The organism is Nonomuraea sp. NPDC005501 (assembly GCF_040605905.1).
In the GTDB taxonomy this organism is placed as follows: Bacteria; Actinomycetota; Actinomycetes; order Streptosporangiales; family Streptosporangiaceae; genus Nonomuraea.
The window spans coordinates 43,129-61,580 of record NZ_JBEXDT010000053.1 but is presented as its reverse complement, the minus strand read 5'-3'; the positions used below and the strand labels follow the sequence as shown (position 1 = coordinate 61,580).

Genomic DNA, 18,452 nt, shown 5'->3' with positions numbered 1-18,452 from the left:
CCGAGCGGGAAGTTCAGGCTGAAGAAGGCGAACAGCGGCGAGATGTACATGAGGATCTTCTGCTGCTGCGCCATGGGGTTGTCCGGCATCTGGCCGCCTGGCCCGGCTGCTGCGGGCCGCCTCACCCGGGTTCGCGGTGCTGACCTCGCCGAGCGTGGTGGCCCGGCTGGCGCCGCTGCTGCCCGCGTCGCTCCGCTCCATCGGCCAGTACCACGGCTCGTACGAGCACGCCGGCGGCTGCTGGCACCTGAGCTCCATCCGCAGGCACTACCCGGAGCTGGACCAGGCGGTCTTCCTCAGCGAGGACGACGCCTGGCGCTTCTCCGAGAACGCGCTGCTGCCCAACGCGTGGTCGCTGCCGAACCCGCTGCCCGCCTGGCCCGAGGAGGTCTCCCCGCTGGAGGCGCCCCGGGTGCTGGGCGTGGGGCGGCTGGAAGGGGTCAAGCGGTTCGACCGGCTGATCAGCGCGTTCGCCGCCTCCGGCGCGCCGCGGCCGTGGGAGCTGCACCTTGTGGGCGACGGCTCCGAGCTGGACCGGCTGCGCGCGCACGCGGCCCGCGAGGGGGTGGCGGACCGGGTGGTGTTCAGGGGGCGGGTGCCCGCCGAGCTGATGCCGGCGGAGTACCTGGCGGCCTCGCTGGTGGCGGTGACCAGCGAGCACGAGGGGCTGCCGCTGGCGCTGCTGGAGGCCGCGGCCCACGGGGTGCCCGCGGTGGCGTTCGACGTGTCGGGCGGGGTCCGGGCGGCGGGCCCGGTGCTCGTCCCGCCCGGCGACACCCGCGCGTTCGCGCTGGAGCTCGGCCGGCTCACCGGCTCCTCCCGTGAGCGGCGGCGGCTCGGCGCCGCCGCCCGCGCCGGGGCTGAGGCGTTCCGCCTCGACCGCGTGCTGGACGCGTGGGAGACCCTCTTCGCCCACGTCACCCGGTGACGTCGGCGCGGGCCTTCTCCGAGGAGCCGGTGGCCTGTTGCGGCGGCAGACCGGCCAGCTCCCGCTGGCGCGAGGTGAGCAGGGCCGCGACCGGTCCCGGCTCGCGCAGCCGCTGGAAGCGGTCGCGCAGGCGCTTGCGCGTACGGGCGGCGCGGCGCTTCTGCATGGTGCGCTGGAGGGTCGCCAGGTGCTCCTTCGAGGGCGCGGGCGCGCCGCTGAGCTCGTACCCGTTGGCCATCAGCCGATCCCCGAGGACCTGCTCGGCGAGCGAGATCTCCCAGTCCTCCAGCCGGTTGGCCCAGCTGCCCACGCGCGAGCGGGTCACGTCGCCGTGGGTGTTGCTGTGCCAGACCTTGTGGACGGGTACGGCCACGCTGGCCGCCTCGCGCGGCGAGACCATCGCCGGGTCGAAGTCCTCCTCCAGGAAGAGGCAGAGCTTCTTCAGCTCGGTCGAGGGGTCGTCGGTCAGGTCCTCGTACCGCAGCTCGTAGTAGGTGTCGGCGGGCAGCGTGCGCCGCAGCTTGACGCCCGCGTCGATGGCCTCGGCCCAGGTGGTGATGGCGTGGAAGGAGTTGAGGGTGTACCAGGGCATCTCCTTCAGCGAGGAGACGCAGTCGCGGCCGTCCCTGATGAGGTGGATGAACTGGGCGTCGGGGAAGAGCCTGCGCAGGATCTCGACCTGCTTGACGTAGCTGGGCCGCTTGTCGCCCCAGCGCGGCTTGCCGAACCGCTCGGCGTACATGCGGAACGTCGTGCCGATGACCGAGCCGAGCGAGCCGGGACCCTCGATCGCCTGACGGATGAACTCGTCCTTGTCGATCTTGAGTTCCTTGAACTTCGTGGTGCGGTCGGTCGCGATCCACTCCGCGAGGGCGGCGCGGCGCTGTGCGAGGCGCATGTCGCCGAACGAGCGGCGGCGAACGTAGGCGGGCACCAGGTACCGCGTCTCGGGCGGCACGGCCATGCGCGGGTGGGAGTGCAGCATGAGCTGCAGCATCGTGGTGCCGGAGCGTGGGCAGCCGACGACAAAGACGGGCCGATCGGACATTTCGTTCTAACCCCCGAAAATTTAGACGAGAACGCGCTCTCGGCTCTCCTGCCGGGAGGACACGGTGTGCCTGCGCGTGAAGAGCCACATCCGGTAGACAAGGAAGATCTCGTTGGCGAGCAGCAGCACCCCGGCGACGGCGGACACCGGCACCAGCGCGGCCACTCCGACGAGGGGCGCGACCACGAAGACCGCGGCGTGGAACTCGATGCCGCTGATCAGGTGGGAGCGGACGCGGCGGCGGGCGAGGTACCTGTCGAGCCGCCTGGAGAAGGTGCGGTTGCGGCCACGCCTGCGGCTCACGGTGACGACGTGTTCCACGGCGTCGTCGTCGTCGACGACCTCGCCGTCGTCCGCCTCCCCCAGGCTCGGGAGGGGCACCATGAGGACCGGCTCGCTGACGACCGCGGCCTGCTCCCGGTTCCAGACGCGGGCCGCCTCGCGCAGCTCGGCCGTCTCGGCCCTCGCCTCCCTGATGATCTCGCGTACCCGCTTCATCTGCGGCGCGTTGACGTACCGGAAGAGGTCGAGCACGGCGATCCCCGCGCCGAGCACGATGAACTGCACGTCACCGGTGAGGGCGTACTGCCCGTACGCCAGACCGGTGGCGCAGAGGACCACCCGCACCCGGTCGCCCACGTAGTCCAGCCAGAGCCCGAAGGGCGTCCCCGTGCCCTTGAGCCGGGCGATCTTCCCGTCCACGCAGTCGACCATGAAGCTGAGATAGAACGCCGCCGCGCCCGCGACCAGCAGGTCCAGGGCGAAGCAGAGGGCCGAGACCAGGCCGATGACCAGCGACAGCACGGTGAGCTCGTTGGGCGTGATCCGCGACCGGTTGGCCACCAGCAGAGCCGTCCGGCAGGCCAGCGGGTCCACGAGGTACACGGTCCACCAGGAGTCTCTCCGCTTGCGTGTCGCATGGACGTCATCGAGCGAATAGGTCCTCATGGATTCCAGCATGACCACTCGCCGTGAGCCAGTGACTACACTCTGGAACTACTGGGTGATGTCCATGCCCGTTCTTGACCATCCCGGCACGGACAGCCGCCACGTCCGATTGCCGTCTCCGTCGCGGAAGCAGCCTTCGAGCACCAGCCCACGCGTCTCCACCTGGGCGTACAGGCGCCACGTCGGCCCCCCGCGCCGCAGCCGCCGCGGGTCGATCTCGGCGAGCAGCCGCCCGGCCCCCAGCCGGCGTGACGGCAGCGGCACCTTGCGGCTGCCGTCGCTCAGCCACACCTCGATCTTGCGCGGCCGGCGCTCCACCCGGTGCAGGGCCACCTCCCCGACCACCGCGAAGCCCTGGCCGTTCCACCGGCACTCCTCGACCTTGGCCAGCACCTTGATCTCCTCCCGGGCGTCGTACACCTCGTCGGGGATCCGCAGCGAGCGGTCGCGGAAGTACGGGTAGTCGCCGTACCAGTTGGCCCGGCGCAGCCCGCGAGGGACGATGCGGGCCGCCTCGGCGGACGACCTCCTGAACTCCCGGACGGTGCGCAGCTCCCTGATCAGCCCGCGCTCCACCAGATACAGCTCCAGCCGCCGCAGGGACGGCGCGGTGGCCAGCACGCCCGGGTTCAGGACCGCCAGCCACTGCCGGGCGAGGTCCAGCAGCGCCTCCAGGTCGTCGCCCGCCGCGTGCTCCAGCGCCTGGAACAGGAAGACGATGTCCTTCTCCAGCACCAGGCCGTCGAAGGAGCGGGTCAGCTCCGGCGCCTCCTCCTGCAGGAACGAGCGGACGGCCCGGATGGCCTCCAGGCGGTCGGTGAGGTTCGGCAGTTCGGCCCGCCGCTGCGTGATCGAGCTCTCCCCCGACTCCCGCTTGCGCCAGTGGTAGACGACGTCCGGCAGCAGGTCCACGCTGGCGGCCAGCACGTGGGCGCGCATGCTGAGCGGCACGTCCTCGTAGATGCCCTGACGGAACCTCAGCCGGTGCTCGTACCAGAAGTCCTTGCGGTAGAGCTTGTTCCACACCGTCCGGTCCCTGACCAGCACCCGCCGGTCCATGATGTGGGTGCGCCGCACCGCCCGCCGGAAGATCTTGTCGTGCAGCGACGACGACGACAGCTCGCCGTCCGCCATGCGCCGCACCCCGCCGCACGCGAGGTCGGAGCCGGTCCGCTCCAGCGAGGAGACCAGCAGCTCGTACGCGCCGGGCGGCACGACGTCGTCGCTGTCGGCGAACGCCAGGTACGAACCGCGGGCCCAGCGCACACCCTCGTTGCGGGCCGGACCGGGACCCCGGTTGGGCTGGCGCACCACGACGAAGCGCGGGTCACGGGAGGCGAAGCCCTCGGCGATCCGCCGGCTCCCGTCCACCGACCCGTCGTCCACCAGGATGACCTCGATGTCGGCCAGCGTCTGGGCCGCCAGCGACTCCAGGCACTCGGCGATGTACTGCTCCACGTTGTAGAACGGGACGACGACGCTGACCAGGGGCGCCATGCCGGGCTCCTTGAGTGGGGGACGGGTCCGAGGGCAGCATGCCGCCGCCATGGCCTCTCGGCGGTGACCGATGCTCCACCCTGATCAGCTCTTTACCAGGCCCATAGTCCGCTACGGTGTGGACGTAACCAGGCACGGAGCGTGAGGGGGCCCGATGCTCAGACACGTCGACGACGGCGATCTGCCCGTCATGCGCCGCTGGCGCAACCATCCGAAGGTCCGCGCGGCCAGCTTCACCACCCACGAGATCGGCGAGGACGAGCACGCCCGGTGGTGGGCCGGGGTGCGGACCGACCCGGCCAGGCAGGTGCTGGTCTACGAGCACGGCGGGGTCGCCTCCGGGGTGGTGACGTTCTCCGGGCTCGCGCCGGGCGCGCCGATCGCCCACTGGGGCTTCTACCTCGACCTCGACCGCCTGGAGCGCTCGGGCGAGCTGCTCGCCGCCTGGTTCGGGCTCGAACGCGCCGCGATCCGCCACGCGTTCGGCCCGCTCGGGCTGACGACGCTGCGGGGCGAGGTGCTGGCCGCCAACAAGCCCGTACGCCTGCTGCACAGCCGCTTCGGCTTCACCGAGATCGGCGGCTACCGGCGGCTGCTCGACGGCGAGAGCGTGGACGTGGTGCTGATCGAGTTCACCCGCGCCGCCCGGAGGGACGAGTCATGAGGTCGCTGTCGATCGCCGGCCGCCGCGTCGGCCCCGACCGGCCGCCGTTCGTCGTCGCCGAGATGTCCGGCAACCACGACGGCAGCCTGGAGCGCGCCCTCGCCATCGTCGAGATGGTGGCCGCGAGCGGCGCCCACGCGCTGAAACTCCAGACCTACCGGCCCGACACGATCACCGTCGACGCCGACGGCCCGGCCTTCCGCCTCGGCGGCGGCCACGAGCTGTGGGGCGGCGAGCGGCTCTACGACCTGTACCTGCGGGCCCACACGCCGTGGGAGTGGCACGAGCCGATCTTCGCCAGGGCCCGGGAGCTGGGGCTGGTGGCGTTCTCCTCGCCGTTCGACCCCACGGCGGTGGAGCTGCTGGAGAAGCTCGGCGCCCCCGCGTACAAGATCGCCTCCTCGGAGCTGGTGGACCTGCCGCTGATCCGGCTGGCCGCCGCCACCGGCAAGCCGCTCATCCTGTCCACGGGCATGGCCACGGCCGGGGAGATCGACGCCGCCGTACGGGCGGCCCGCGACGCGGGCTGCGCCGAGCTGGCCGTCCTGTCCTGCACCGCCTCCTACCCCGCCTCGCCCGCCGAGAGCGACCTGCGCGGGCTGCCGCTGCTGGCCGGGCTCACCAGCGCGGTCGTCGGCGTCTCCGACCACACGCCTGGCATCGGCGCGTCGCTCGCGGCGGTGGCCCTGGGGGCCTGCCTGATCGAGCGGCACGTCACGCTGGACCGGGCGGGAGGCGGCGTGGACGCGGCGTTCTCTCTGGAGCCGGCCGAGCTGGCGACGCTGGTCGTGGAGAGCGAGCGGGCCTGGCAGGCGCTCGGCGAGGCCCGCATCGGCCCCAGCCCGTCGGAGCGGGAGGGGCTGCGCTTCCGCCGGTCGCTGCACGTGGTGGCCGACGTGCGGGCGGGCGAGGAGGTGACCGGGCGCAACGTACGCTCGATCCGGCCGGCCGGCGGGCTGCCGCCCGCGGCGATGACCGACGTGGCGGGCCGCCGCTTCACCCGGGACGCCGCGGCGGGCACGCCGCTCACCTGGGACCTGGTCTGACCCTTTGTGACCTGGTCTGAGCCTTCACCGCAGGGAGAGACCTGGTCTGAGCCTTTACCGCAGGGAGAGACCTGGTCTGAGCCTTCACCGCAGGGAGAGACCTGGTCTGAGCCTTTACCGCAGGGAGAGCAGCACGTCGGCGACGCGTTCGCGGCCCTTGCCGTCGACGAGGCCGCTGCCCCGCCGGCCGTACTCCTCGCGCAGCCCCGCGTCGCCGAGCAGGCGGGCGAGCACCTCGACGGCGGCCTGTCCGGGGTCGGGGCCGAGCGCGGCGGCGATGCCGCCGGCGGCCAGCGCCTCGTAGCCGATGAGCTGGTTGGCGGCCACCCAGGTCAGCGCCGCCGGCACGCCGAGATAGAGCAGCTCCCAGATGGTGGAGCCGGCGGCGGTGAGCACGAGGTCGGCCTCGGCCATGAGCTGCGGCAGCCGGTCGGTGGGCGGGATGACGGTGATCGGCCCCTCCACCGCGAACAGCCGGGGGCTCACCACCGTCGCGCGGAACGGCAGCCCCGTGGCGTTCAGCGCGCCCGCCCAGGCCGACGTCACGCCGGCGCTGTCGGTGCCGCCGAAGAAGCACAGCACGCGGGGCACCTCGCCACGTGGGCCGGGCGCCCGGCGCAGCCGGCGGACGCTGTCGCGCAGCAGCGCGTAACGGACCCCGGCCAGCCGCTCGGCGAGCAGCGGGAAGGGCCGCAGCTCCGCGCCGAGGTTCTGGTCGAGGTAGAGGTCGGCCTCCTGACCGAGCGGGTCGCCGTCCACGATCGCCAGCACGGCCGCGCCCGTCGCCCTGATCCGGGCGCCCGTACCCGGAGCCAGGTCGTACGAGTCGAGCACCACCACGTCGAGGCGCAGGTCGCGCACCAGCTCCGCGAGGCGCTCGGGGTCGGCCGGGGCCGGGACGAGCGGCAGGCCGCGCGCCAGGAGCTGCGCCCGCGCCCACGCCGAGCCGGCCAGGTCGCCCAGGAAGCCGACCTCGACGCCGCGCCCGCGCAGCTCCTCGGCGAGCGCCACGCAGCGCACCAGATGGCCGACGCCCCTGCCGGCGCCGGCGTCGCAGCGGACGCCGACCCGGCCGGTCATGCCTCCTGCAGCGCTTTCTGCTGGACGTGCGCGTTGAGCCTGAGCACCTCCGGCCGGGCCCGCAACCAGCCCACGAGCGTCGCGTACGGCAGGCACCGGTCGCCGAGGGCGGCCACCACCCGCGAGATCAGCCGCCAGTCGTCCTCGGTGTCGAGGGTGACCCGCAGGTCGGCCGCCGCCGGGGCGTAGGCGAGGCCGAGCAGCCGCGACGCGCCCGGATGCGTGTAGAGGTAGGAGGTGACGTGGACGCGATGGTGGGCGGTTGCCTCCCGCCCGGCCCGCGCCAGCGCCTCCCGGCTCGCGATCTCGACGTCGAGGCCGCGGGGCAGGGTCCGGGTCAGGCTCGTGCTCAGGTAGTCGAGGCCCGGCACGGCCCGGTAGACGAGCGCCGCCTCGCGGACGATCGCGGGGTCGAGCAGCGGGCAGTCGGCGGTGAAGCGCATGACCGCGTCGGCCGGGTGCAGCTCCAGCGTCTGCTGGAACCGGGTGAGCACGTCGTCGACCGGCCCCCGGTGCCACGCGACGCCCAGCCGCAGGCACTCGGCCACCACGGCCTCGTCGGCGGGCTCGGTCGTGGTGGCCACCACCAGCTCGTCCACCGCGTCCGCCTGGCGGACGGCCCGCACCACCCAGCCCAGCACGGACCTGCCGCCCAGGTCGCGCAGGACCTTGCCCGGCAGCCGCGTGGACCCCGTCCGCGCCTGAATGACTCCGACAATCCGCACTGAAGCCCCATTCCCCCGTGTGACCGTGCGTTGCTGGTCGATCGCGCTATGCTACCGGCTCAGCTCCGGCGACTACAGGGCGTGAACACGATTCAGGGGGTCACGTGAGCATTCTGAACGGCTCATCCGTTCTGATCACCGGCGGCACGGGGTCCTTCGGCAAGGCGTTCATCCGCCACGCGCTGGGCGTCCTCGACGTGCGCCGCCTGGTGGTCTTCTCCCGCGACGAGCTCAAGCAGTGGGAGGCGCGCCAGGTCTTCGGCGACGACAAGCGGCTGCGCTGGTTCATCGGCGACGTGCGCGACCGCGACCGGCTGACCCGCGCCATGCACGGCGTCGACTTCGTGGTCCACGCCGCCGCGCTCAAGCAGGTCGACACCGCCGAGTACAACCCGTTCGAGTACGTCCGCACCAACGTCACAGGCTCGCAGAACGTCGTCGAGGCCGCCATCGACAGCGGCGTGCGCAAGGTCGTCGCCCTGTCCACCGACAAGGCGTCCGGCCCGGTCAACCTCTACGGCGCGACGAAGCTGGTCGCCGACAAGCTGTTCGTGTCGGCCAACCACTACGCCGCCGGCCACGCCACCCGCTTCGCCGTGGTCCGCTACGGCAACGTGGTCGGCAGCAGGGGCTCGGTCGTGCCGTTCTTCCAGCGGCTCGCCGCCGAGGGCGCCAGCCTGCCGATCACCGACAAGCGCATGACCCGGTTCTGGATCACCCTCGACCAGGCCGTGCGGTTCGTCGTCGACTCCTTCGACCTCATGCGCGGCGGCGAGCTGTACGTGCCGCGCATCCCCAGCATGCGCATCACCGACCTGGCCGAGGCCGTCGCGCCGTGCGCCACCGTCCACGAGGTCGGCGTCCGGCCCGGCGAGAAGCTGCACGAGGAGATGATCGGCTCCGACGACGGCCGCCGCGCGCTGCGGCTCGGCGACCGCTACGTCGTGCTCCCGGCCATCGCCACGTGGGGCTACGAGCCGCCGCCCGCGGGCGAGCCGCTGCCCGACGGCTTCGCCTACCGCTCCGACACCAACGACCTGTGGCTGTCGGCCGAAGACCTGCGCCGCATGCTCGCGGACGGCCGCTGGTGATCCCGTACGGCCGGCATTCGGTCGACGAGGACGACGTCCGGGCCGTCGCCGAGGTGCTGCGCGGCGACTGGCTCACCACCGGGCCGGAGGTGACCCGGTTCGAGGCGGAGCTGGCCCGGTGGACCGGCGGCGTGCCGTGCCTGGCGGTCACCTCCGGCACCGCCGCGCTGCACGTGGCCTACGCCGCCGCCGGCATCGGGCGGGGCGACGAGGTCGTCACCTCGCCGCTGACGTTCGTGGCCACGGCCGCCGCGGCCGCGCTGCGGGGCGCCCGGGTCGTCTTCGCCGACGTGCAGGACGACACCGGCAACCTCGACCCCGACGCGGTCGCCGCCCTGGTCACGGGCCGCACGCGGGCCGTGACCGCCGTCGACTACGCCGGCCACCCCGCCGACTACGACGAGCTGCGCGGCGTCGCCGACCGGGCCGGCGCGACCCTCGTCGGCGACGCGGCCCACTCCCTCGGCGCCTCCTACAAGGGGCGGCCCGTGGGGCTGCTGGCCGACATCACCACGTTCTCGTTCTTCGCCACCAAGACCGTCACCACCGCCGAGGGCGGCGCGGTGGCCCTGCCCCACGGCGAGCGCCACACCCGCGCCGCGCGCTTCCGCAACCACGGCCTGGTACGCGACCCGGCCGAGCAGCGCGACCCCGGCCACGGCGGCTGGCACCAGGAGGTCCACGACTTCGGCCTCAACTACCGGCTGCCCGACGTGCTGTGCGCGCTCGGGCTGAGCCAGCTCCGGCGGCTGCCGGCCTTCCTGGCGCGCCGGGCGGAGCTGGTGGCGCGCTACGACACGCTGCTGGCCGGGGTGCCCGGACTGCGGCTGCCGGGGCGGCGCCCGTACACCGAGCCGGCCTGGCACCTGTACCCGGTGCGGGTGCTCGACGGCCGCAGGCGGGAGGTCTACGACCGGATGCGGGCGGCGGGGATCGGGGTGCAGGTCAACTACATCCCGGCGTACTGGCATCCGGTGTTCGAGGACCTCGGCTACCGGCGCGACATGTGCCCGCGAGCCGAGGCGTACTACGGGGAGGAGCTGTCGCTGCCGCTCTACCCCGGTCTGACCGACTCCCAGCAGGACCAGGTCGTGGAGTCGCTGCTCACCGTCCTCCACTGACGGCGCCGCCTCGCGGGGCCGCTCAGCCGGGCGGGCACTGCTCCACCAGCATCAGGCAGCCGTCGTCGCCCCGGTCGGCCACGAACCTGCGGCCCGCCACGGTCGCCGCCGGGCGGGCCCGCGTCCGCACCAGCGGGCGGATCTTCCTGCCCTGGTCCAGGACGACGTCCCAGCGCGGCTGCCGGCCCACCGGCTCGTCGATGTCGACGAGCCGGATCCGGCCGCTGAAGACGTGACCGTCCAGGGTGGCCGGGAAGTACACCTCCTCGCCGTCGCTGCGGCGGATCAGCCGGAGCACCGGGTCCTCGTCGCCGGGGTCGGCCAGCTCCCCCGCCACGAGCAGGTCGCCGCCCTCGATCCGGCACTCGCCGATCAGCGCCTCCGCCCGGCGCACCCGCAGCCCCCACACCCCTCTGGCGCCGCGTACGGGCACCACCCAGGAGCCCGCCCTGCGCACCGGCACCGGTACGGCCGGGGGCAGCCACCGGGGTCCCGCCACCTTCGCCTCCAGCCGCAGCCCCGTCGCGCGCAGCTCGACGCGCAACTCCCAGTGACCGCGCCGGGCCAGCCGGGCCGGGGTCAGCGTGGCGGGGTCGAAGGCGAAGCCGAAGGGGAAGCCGTGCTCCGCCACCACGCCGCCGTCCTCCTGGGCGAGGCCGAGGCAGGCGGGCATGACCCTGTCCTCCGAGAGCGGCACGGTGTCGGAGGTGCCGCGCTCCTGGAGCCACACGCGTACGCGGACGCGCCCCAGCCCCCGCACGTCGAACCGGCCGACCGACACCCAGCCCTCGCCGTGAAGCACGCCGTCCCGCCAGCCGGCGGACAGCAGGCGCGGCAGCAGGGCCAGCTCCTCGGTGACCTCCGACAGGGCCTGCGGCAGGGCGGGATGCCGGCCGTACCAGCGCCTGCGTCCCAGCCCGAGCCCACTCCCGAGCCCCCTTCCGAGTCCCTGGGGGACGAGGGGCGGCCACAGACGGCCCTCGTCCCGTTCCGCGAACACCGCCGCCAGCTCGTCCGGCCGCCTCCGGTGCAGCAGGTGCGTCAGCAGCCTGCGCGGGAACGGCAGGCTCAGCCAGTCCTCCGGGGCGACCCCGTCGAGGTAGCGGGCGGCGAGGTCCAGGAGCTCCGGGTCCGCCGCCGCGCCCATGACCGCCACCGCCTCCACGGCCACGCCCATGTCGATGTCGAGGGTGTCGCGGTCGAAGCGCGGCTTGACGGCCGGGGCCCGGCGGGCCAGCAGGGTGGCCGTCTCCAGCACCGACAGCAGGCGGTCGCGTACGTTGTCCGGCTCCATGCGGCGGTCCGTGACGGACTCCTCGCGCCTGCGCCAGTGGTAGACCACCGCCTTCAGCACGTCCACCGAGGCCGCGCCCACATGCGCCGCCATGGCCACGGGCTGGTCCTCGTACAGCCGCTCCGGGAACGTCAGGGCCAGCGCGTCCCAGGAGGATCGCCGGTAGACCTTGTTCCACAGCATGCGGTCGCGGACCAGCAGCGGGTGGCGGGTGATGTGGGTGCGCTCCAGCCGCCTCGCGAACGCCTGCCGGTGCGCCCACGAGGGCACGAGCTGGTTCCGGTGGATGCGCATGACGTTGCCGCAGGCCAGGTCCGAGCCGGTGGACTCCAGCGACGCCACCAGGCGGCGGAACGCCTCACGCGGCACCAGGTCGTCGCCGTCCACGAAGGCCAGGTAACGGCCGGTCGCGTGCCGCACCCCGGTGTTGCGCGCCCGCCCGACGCCGCCGCCCGTCAGCCTGACCAGGCGCACGCGCGGGTCGGCCGCCTGCCGCGCCTCCACCACGGCCCGCCCGCCGTCGCGGCTGCCGTCGTCGACGCAGATCACCTCCAGGTCACGCAAGGTCTGCGCGAGCAGGGAGTCCAGGCAGGGGCCCAGGTACTCCTCGACGTCGTGGAACGGGACGATCACCGACAGGATCGGCACGAAACCACCCTCTCTTCCTCAGCTTCGTCGTCTTCGCCGACCTTCGCCGGGCCTTACAGCGGGCTTTAGGGCGGGGCCGGCGGCTTCGCGGGCCGGGCTCAGCGGGACAGCAGGCGCAGGACCTTGCGGGCGGCCCGGCGGGGGCGCGACAGCCGGCGGGCCAGGCGGAACCCGAGCGACCTGCGCAGGGAGGCCGCCTTGCGCTGGCTCCTGCGCAGCTTGGCGCGGGTGCGTACCAGCTCGCGCTCGCGGTAGGTCAGCTTGGTCTCCAGACGCGTGATCCGGGCCAGCGACGCGGTCAGCTGATCGGTCAGCCGGTCGCGGGCGCTGAGCAGGTCCCGGTACGTGGGCGCGGCCCCCGCCAGCTCGGCCGTCCCCGGCGCCTGCCCGAGCTCGGCCTCCAGCTTGCGGGCCCGATCGAGGCCGTCCTGGTCGCACGGCTGCCCCGCCATGCCGCACAGCGTCAGCGCGAGCTGCCCGGCGTCCAGCGGCCACGGCCACGGGTGGTGGTGCCCGGCCGCCAGCAGCCGTACGGCGAAACGCCACAGGATCCGGCAGAGCACCACCTGCGCGGGCACGGGACCGCCCAGGGCGGGCGCCGGGATGATGGCGGTGAACCGCTCGCCGTCCCAGACGAGGTTGTCGGCGGCGGCGTCGCCCCCTTCCGCGACCCATGCGGCCAGCCCGGCCAGCAGGTCGCGCACGGACCGCACGTCCTCGCGGGCGCACGCCTCGACCAGGATCTCCTCGACGATGCGCCCACGCGGGATGGGCCGCACGGCTCCTCCGGGCAGCCTTCTGGTGGAGGTGGCGGTGACCTCGTGCACGGCCCGCCCGACCTCGACCAGCCCCTCCGGCAACGGCTCACCGCCCGCGCGGTCGTCACCGGCACGGACCTCGGCCGGATCGTCCCCGGAGGCCGGGCGGGTGGCGACCGTGAGCCACAGGGGCGCCAGGTGCTCTCCCAGCCCGTGACGGAACGCCAGCCGGGTCAGCCGAAGCGGGTCGGCCACCAGCATGGTGTCGCCGCCGGGCGCCGTCAGCGGCACGGTGAGCGCCTCGGGCAGGTTCTCGCGCAGCAGCTCCCGTCCGAACAGGGCACGCGGGGCGCTCCTGGCCGGATAGGCGGCGTAGCACCGCTCGACCACGAGCCCGGCCGCCTCCAGCGCCGCGTCCAGGGCCTCCGGTCCGCCGGGGTGGCTCGGGTCGAAGCCGTGCGGCTCCCAGTGCCCGTCCGCGCCTTCCCGGTCCGGCGGCCGGGCGTCCACGAACCGGTCGATCCCGAGGTCGTTCGGCACCGCCAGGACGAGCCGGCCGCCCGGCGCCACAAGTGCGGCGAGGGCGTCCAGCGAGGCACGCCACGGCGGGGCCGGCTCCTCGGCGGAGTGCGTGCGTTCCAGCCCGTCGAGCGCCAGCACCAGGTCGTACGGCTCCGCCACGGTCAGCGCGCGGAGCCGCCCGCAGTGGACGTCCAGCGCCTGGTGACGCTCGCCGAGGGCGCAGGCGTCGGGGTACGACCGCACGAGCACGGCCACCGACGACGCGCCACCGGACATCTCGTCGCCGGAGCCGGCACCACCGGAGAACCCACCGCGAGAGCCTTCGCCGCCGGCGAGCGCGGCGATGAGGCTCTTCGGGTGCGGGCCGGCCAGCAGCACGCGGCCGGCCGATGGGACCAGCCGGCGGACCAGCTCCAGCCCCGCGCCCCGCCAGTCGGTGGCCGCGTCGGCGTCGGACCACAGCAGCATCTCGCCGCCGATCAACCGGACGTTGCCGGGCGCCTCCGTCATGCGCATCGCACCCCCTTCCAGCCGAACATCCGCCGTAGCTCCTCAGGTGTCGCCTGACAGTCGAAGCCCAGCTCCCGCCGGGCGGCCTCGGCGGCCACGCCGCGGTCCACATGCTCGCCGTGCAGCTCGGGCCAGAGCCGCATGCGGCGGGCCGTGCCTCCGTATTCGGGGCGTTCGCCCTCGAACTGCATCGGATCGCCGTACACGGCGATGTCGCAGCCCACCGAGGCCCCGTAGAACAGCGCGCTGCCGAGCCGGTTGGACGCCACCCTGCGGTGGCGGCGCAGCTCGGTGAGCTGGCGCCGGAGAAAGTCACGTCCGGAGTCGTCCCAACGGGAGCCGCGCTCGCCGTGGCAGATGACCCGGAATCCGGCCGACTCGTACGCCCGCCTAATACCGATGTTTGCGAATTCGAGCCAGTAAAGGCATACGGTCACCGGGCCGGTCTCCACCTCGCGGATCCGCGCGGCGAGTTCGCCGTGATCACCGGTGACCGCGTTCTTCTCCCAGCCGTGGAAGGGGTACCAGATCGTGCCCTCCCGCTCCTCCTCCGGCACCCGGCCGAGATCGGGCTCCAGGTCGAGGAGGTAGATCCACGGCGCGCCGATGAGGTAGTGGCCCCGGCGCCCCATCGACCAGCCGCGCCGCCGGAGTACGTCGGCCCAGATGAACCGGGGATATCCCGGTGTGCACCAATGGTCGTTCGGTGGATATCCGTGCAGATAATTCCAGCCGTGCTGGAGAAATCCCTGTATACGCCGGGGAACGTCGTCCGGGAGCCCGCAGTATCCGGCGAGTATGCGGGAGTGCCCGTACCAGTGATTGGATTCGTCCATCATTCCCCCTGTAGCGGTTGGCGCGCCCCAAGGGACATTCGCAGCATCGCCGGTACATCACCCGGCTTTATACGGTTCCATTACCCGCGACTGGGTCTCGGTTTGAGCCATGGAGGATCGCCGATACACTACGTTCTGGTTCGACCACGGAGAGTGAGGGAGCATGACCCACCTCGACCGCCTGCGCGGGGTCTTCCGCGCCGCGCTGAGCCTTCCGGACGACGCCGACGTCGACGAGCTCCAATACCGGGCGATCCCGCAGTGGGACTCCCTGGCCCACATGGCGCTGGTCGCCGCCATCGAGGACGAGTTCGACATCATGATCGACACGGACGAGATCATCGACATGAGCTCGTTCGCCGAGGCCGCGCGGCTGCTGGAGAAGCACGGTGCCGGCGCCGCGTTCTGACCCACACCCGTCCCCGGCCGGCGCCCCCGGTGACGGGGCCCCGGCCGGCGCCCCCGGTGACGCGGCCCTGGCCGGCGCGGCCGGTGACACGGCCACGGACCGCGCCACCGGTGACGCGATCCCCGGAGCCGCCGGCGGCACGACCGCGGACCTCGATCCGGCCCCGCGCACGCGGGTGGCGCTGGTCACCGGCTCGACCTCGGGCATCGGGCGGGCCGTCGCCGTGGCGCTCGCCGCTGCCGGTGACGAGGTGATCCTGCACGGGCGCGACGCCGAGCGGGCCGCGAAGGCCGCGGCCGAGGTGGCCGCCGAGACCGGCGGCCGCACCTGGTCCGTCCACGGCGACGTGGCCGACCCCGGCGCGGTCTCCGCCATGATGCGCCACGTCCGGGAGCGCCACGGCCGCCTCGACGCGCTCGTGGTCAACGCCGGCACCCACGACGCGGCCCTGCTCGGCCTGCTGCCGGGCATGGCGGTGTCCCGGCTCTTCGACGTCAACGCGGTGGGCGCCGTCCACACGCTGCAGTCGGCGGTCCGGCTCCTGCGCCGGGGCACGAGCCCCGCCGTGGTGATGGTCTCGTCGATCATGGGGCGCCGCGGGTCGGCGGGCCAGGCCGTCTACTCCGCCACCAAGGCCGCGCTGCTCGGCCTGACCGTGTCCGCCGCCAAGGAGCTCGGCCCCGCCGGCATCCGGGTCAACGCGGTGGCGCCCGGCTTCATCGAGACGGCCATGCTGGCCACGCTCGACGACCGGGCCCGCGCCACGACGGTCGCCGCGACCCCGCTCGGCCGCGTGGGCCTGCCCGGCGAGGTCGCCGCCGCCGTGGCGTTCCTGCTCTCCGGCCACGCCTCGTTCGTCACCGGCCAGGTGCTCGGTGTCGACGGCGGGCTGGTGCTGTGAGGTTCCGACACGATGGATGGACGTCCCATGGATCGTTTCCCGCACCCTGACGCGCGGCTCGTCGTCGCCGGAGAGCCGGGGGGACTCACGGGCGACCTGCTGGCCGCCCGGGTCGACCGCGCCGCGCAGGTGCTCGCCGGCCTGCCGCCTGGCCCCGTGTTCTGCGGCATGCGCAACGACCTGGCGTCCGTGGTGCGTTACCTCGCCGCGTGGCGGACCCGCAGGCCGGTGGCGCTGCTCGACCCGGACCTGGCGGCGGGGGCGCTGACCGGCCTGATCAGGAGGTTCCGGCCGGTGGGGATGTTCGGGTTCGCGCATGCCGTGGAGGCCGCGCCGCGCGGGCGCCGCGACGCCGGCGACCCGCATCCCGACCTGGCCGTGCTGCTGGCCACGTCCGGATCGACGGGCAGCCCCAGGCTCGTGCGCCTGTCGCGCCGGGCCGTGCTGTCCAACGCCACGGCCATCGCCGCCGTCCTGGCCATCGGCCCCGGCGACGTGGCGCCGACCAGCCTGCCGCTCTACTACAGCTTCGGCCTGTCGGTGCTCAACAGCCACCTGGTGGCCGGCGCCACCGTGGTGCTCACCGACGCGGGCCTGCTGGAGCGGTCGTTCTGGACCCACCTCGACGGCCACGGCTGCACCTCGCTGGCGGCCGTCCCGTACCAGTACGAGATGCTGCGCAGGCTCGGCTTCGAGCACGCCGAGCACCCCACGCTGACCACGCTCACGCAGGCCGGCGGGCGGCTGCGGCCGGAGCTCGTGACGCGGTTCGCGGCCATGACGGAGCGGTTCTTCGTCATGTACGGCCAGACGGAGGCCACCGCGCGCATCGCGGTCCTGCCGCCGGACCGCCTGGCCGACAAGCCGGGCTCGGCCGGGACCGCCGTCCCGGGCGGCCGGCTCAGCGTGGACGGCGGAGAGGTGATCTACGAGGGGCCCAACGTGATGATGGGCTACGCGGAGACGGCCGCCGACCTGGCCAGGGGCGACGACCTGGGCGGCGTGCTGCGCACCGGCGACCTCGGCCACCTCGACGACGAGGGCTTCGTCTTCCTCACCGGCCGCATGAAGCGCATCGCCAAGATCTTCGGCGTACGGGTCAGCCTGGACGACGTCGAGGGCCTGCTGCGCGACTGCGGCCCGGTGGCGGTGACGAGCGGGGACGACCGGGTCACGGTATGGGCCGAGGGGCTCGACCGCGACGCCTGCGCCCGCCTGGCCCGCCGCCTCGGCACGGAGCTACGGCTGCACTGGAGCGGCTTCGACGTCCGCGCCGTGGACCGCCTCCCGCTGCTGACCACGGGCAAGATCGACTACCGCGCCCTGGAGGCCCGGACATGAGACGACCGGACGGTCCGAGGGCCACGACGGACCCGGCAGACCGGGTGGGTGTCTTCACGTTGGGCCAGGCCGAGCGGGAGCGGGTGCTGCTGCCGCGGCTGGCCGAGCTGACGGAGCGGCACCGGCACGCCTGCCCGCCGTACGCGCGGATCCTGGCGGCGATCGGGTCGCACGGGCCGTACGCGCGCGTGGCGGAGCTGCCGTGGCTGCCGGTGCGGATGTTCAAGACGCACGAGCTGCGCAGCGTGCCCGAGGAGGAGGTGTTCCGGGTGCTCACCTCCAGCGGCACCACGGGGCAGCGGCCCAGCCGCGTCCACCTCGACCGTGCGGCGGCCGCGGCGCAGCCACGCATGCTGGCGGCGACGCTCCGGGCGGTGCTGGGCGAGCGGCGGCTGCCCATGCTGATCGCCGACATCCGCTCGGTCGTACGGGCCACGACGCTGAGCGCGCGCGGCGCCGGGGTGCTCGGCATGATGAACCTCGGCCGTGACCACACCTTCGTGCTGGACGAGGGCGGCGAGGTGGACGCGGCGGCGGTGCGGGGGTTCCTGGCGCGGCACGGCCGGGAGCCGTTCCTGATCTTCGGGTTCACGTACATGGTGTGGCTGCACCTGCGCGGGCTGGGGCTCGATCTGTCGCAGGGGGTCTTGATCCACTCCGGGGGGTGGAAGAGGCTGGCCGACCAGGCGGTGGACGCGGCCGAGTTCCGCCGGCGGCTGGCGCGCGAGTGCGGGCTGACCCGGATCCACGACTTCTACGGCATGGTGGAGCAGATCGGCACGGTCTTCCTGGAGGGGCCGGAGGGCGGCGGGCTCTACTGCCCGGACTTCGCCGACGTGGTGATCCGCGACCCGGAGACGTGGGAGGAGGCTCCACCAGGCGTGCCGGGGCTCATCGAGGTGGTCAGCACGCTGCCGACGTCGTACCCGGGGCACGTGCTGCTGACCGAGGACCTGGGGGTCGTCCACGGGGTGGACGACGGCACATGGCCGGGCAAGCGCTTCTCGGTGCTGGGTCGGCTGACCCGCGCGGAGGCACGCGGGTGCAGCGACACGCTGGGCGGGATGGGGGCGGCCGCGTGACCG

General features: G+C 73.7%; 17 protein-coding genes. 9 read left to right on the top strand and 8 right to left on the bottom strand.

The window, feature by feature from the left end; genetic code table 11:
* Positions 1–136 precede the first annotated feature (136 nt).
* Positions 137–928 (top strand): glycosyltransferase, encoded by a 792-nt coding sequence (locus ABZS51_RS24685; RefSeq protein WP_355445263.1) that lies wholly within the window; start codon positions 137–139, stop codon positions 926–928.
* On the opposite strand, the gene ABZS51_RS24680 is transcribed toward ABZS51_RS24685, so the two are convergent.
* The 3 genes from ABZS51_RS24680 to ABZS51_RS24670 are packed head-to-tail and all read right to left on the bottom strand — an operon-like array spanning position 918 to position 4,421.
* Complete coding sequence (locus tag ABZS51_RS24680; protein ID WP_355445260.1) at positions 918–1,976, bottom strand: sulfotransferase; 1,059 nt, start codon at positions 1,974–1,976, stop codon at positions 918–920. The two genes, ABZS51_RS24685 and ABZS51_RS24680, sit on opposite strands and share 11 nt — an antisense overlap.
* Positions 1,977–1,997: 21 nt before the next feature.
* Positions 1,998–2,924, bottom strand: coding sequence for a CDP-alcohol phosphatidyltransferase family protein (locus ABZS51_RS24675; protein ID WP_355445257.1), 927 nt, complete (start codon positions 2,922–2,924; stop codon positions 1,998–2,000).
* A 48-nt stretch (positions 2,925–2,972) separates the two neighbouring features.
* Positions 2,973–4,421 carry a glycosyltransferase family 2 protein gene (locus ABZS51_RS24670; protein ID WP_355445254.1) on the bottom strand — a complete coding sequence of 483 codons (1,449 nt, stop codon included), beginning with the start codon at positions 4,419–4,421 and terminating at the stop codon, positions 2,973–2,975.
* 154 nt (positions 4,422–4,575) lie between these two features.
* Between ABZS51_RS24670 and ABZS51_RS24665 the strand changes: the two genes are divergently transcribed.
* Positions 4,576–5,085: a GNAT family N-acetyltransferase gene (locus tag ABZS51_RS24665; RefSeq protein WP_355445252.1), complete on the top strand. Its 510-nt coding sequence runs from the start codon at positions 4,576–4,578 to the stop codon at positions 5,083–5,085.
* Complete coding sequence (gene pseI / locus ABZS51_RS24660; protein WP_355445249.1) at positions 5,082–6,131, top strand: pseudaminic acid synthase; 1,050 nt, start codon at positions 5,082–5,084, stop codon at positions 6,129–6,131. The genes ABZS51_RS24665 and pseI overlap by 4 nt, the downstream gene beginning before the upstream one ends.
* A gap of 114 nt (positions 6,132–6,245) precedes the next feature.
* On the opposite strand, the gene ABZS51_RS24655 is transcribed toward pseI, so the two are convergent.
* Positions 6,246–7,211, bottom strand: coding sequence for a hypothetical protein (locus tag ABZS51_RS24655; protein WP_355445246.1), 966 nt, complete (start codon positions 7,209–7,211; stop codon positions 6,246–6,248).
* Positions 7,208–7,936 carry a glycosyltransferase family protein gene (locus ABZS51_RS24650; protein ID WP_355445243.1) on the bottom strand — a complete coding sequence of 243 codons (729 nt, stop codon included), beginning with the start codon at positions 7,934–7,936 and terminating at the stop codon, positions 7,208–7,210. Before ABZS51_RS24650 ends, ABZS51_RS24655 begins: the two co-directional genes overlap by 4 nt.
* 104 nt (positions 7,937–8,040) lie before the next feature.
* Between ABZS51_RS24650 and pseB the strand changes: the two genes are divergently transcribed.
* Both pseB and ABZS51_RS24640 read left to right on the top strand, forming a co-directional pair.
* Positions 8,041–9,027 carry a UDP-N-acetylglucosamine 4,6-dehydratase (inverting) gene (gene pseB, locus ABZS51_RS24645; protein WP_355445240.1) on the top strand — a complete coding sequence of 329 codons (987 nt, stop codon included), beginning with the start codon at positions 8,041–8,043 and terminating at the stop codon, positions 9,025–9,027.
* A complete protein-coding gene (locus ABZS51_RS24640; RefSeq protein ID WP_355445237.1) occupies positions 9,024–10,148 on the top strand; it encodes an aminotransferase class I/II-fold pyridoxal phosphate-dependent enzyme in 1,125 nt (374 codons plus the stop codon). Before pseB ends, ABZS51_RS24640 begins: the two co-directional genes overlap by 4 nt.
* A gap of 22 nt (positions 10,149–10,170) precedes the next feature.
* On the opposite strand, the gene ABZS51_RS24635 is transcribed toward ABZS51_RS24640, so the two are convergent.
* The 3 genes from ABZS51_RS24635 to ABZS51_RS24625 all read right to left on the bottom strand — a co-directional run bounded on the left by ABZS51_RS24635 (position 10,171) and on the right by ABZS51_RS24625 (position 14,512).
* Positions 10,171–12,090 (bottom strand): glycosyltransferase family 2 protein, encoded by a 1,920-nt coding sequence (locus ABZS51_RS24635; RefSeq protein ID WP_355445234.1) that lies wholly within the window; start codon positions 12,088–12,090, stop codon positions 10,171–10,173.
* A gap of 98 nt (positions 12,091–12,188) precedes the next feature.
* A complete protein-coding gene (locus ABZS51_RS24630; protein WP_355445231.1) occupies positions 12,189–13,886 on the bottom strand; it encodes a hypothetical protein in 1,698 nt (565 codons plus the stop codon).
* A complete protein-coding gene (locus ABZS51_RS24625) occupies positions 13,877–14,512 on the bottom strand; it encodes a hypothetical protein (protein WP_355445228.1) in 636 nt (211 codons plus the stop codon). The genes ABZS51_RS24630 and ABZS51_RS24625 overlap by 10 nt, the downstream gene beginning before the upstream one ends.
* 367 nt (positions 14,513–14,879) lie before the next feature.
* Between ABZS51_RS24625 and ABZS51_RS24620 the strand changes: the two genes are divergently transcribed.
* The 4 genes from ABZS51_RS24620 to ABZS51_RS24605 are packed head-to-tail and all read left to right on the top strand — an operon-like array spanning position 14,880 to position 18,449.
* Positions 14,880–15,125 (top strand): acyl carrier protein, encoded by a 246-nt coding sequence (locus ABZS51_RS24620; protein ID WP_310708423.1) that lies wholly within the window; start codon positions 14,880–14,882, stop codon positions 15,123–15,125.
* On the top strand, positions 15,106–16,026 hold the full coding sequence (locus ABZS51_RS24615) for an SDR family oxidoreductase (protein WP_355445225.1): 921 nt from the start codon (positions 15,106–15,108) through the stop codon (positions 16,024–16,026). The genes ABZS51_RS24620 and ABZS51_RS24615 overlap by 20 nt, the downstream gene beginning before the upstream one ends.
* Positions 16,027–16,053: 27 nt before the next feature.
* Positions 16,054–17,367, top strand: a complete 1,314-nt coding sequence (locus ABZS51_RS24610) for an AMP-binding protein (RefSeq protein WP_355445222.1) — start codon at positions 16,054–16,056, stop codon at positions 17,365–17,367.
* Positions 17,364–18,449: an acyl-protein synthetase gene (locus ABZS51_RS24605; protein WP_355445220.1), complete on the top strand. Its 1,086-nt coding sequence runs from the start codon at positions 17,364–17,366 to the stop codon at positions 18,447–18,449. Before ABZS51_RS24610 ends, ABZS51_RS24605 begins: the two co-directional genes overlap by 4 nt.
* Positions 18,450–18,452: the final 3 nt, after the last annotated feature.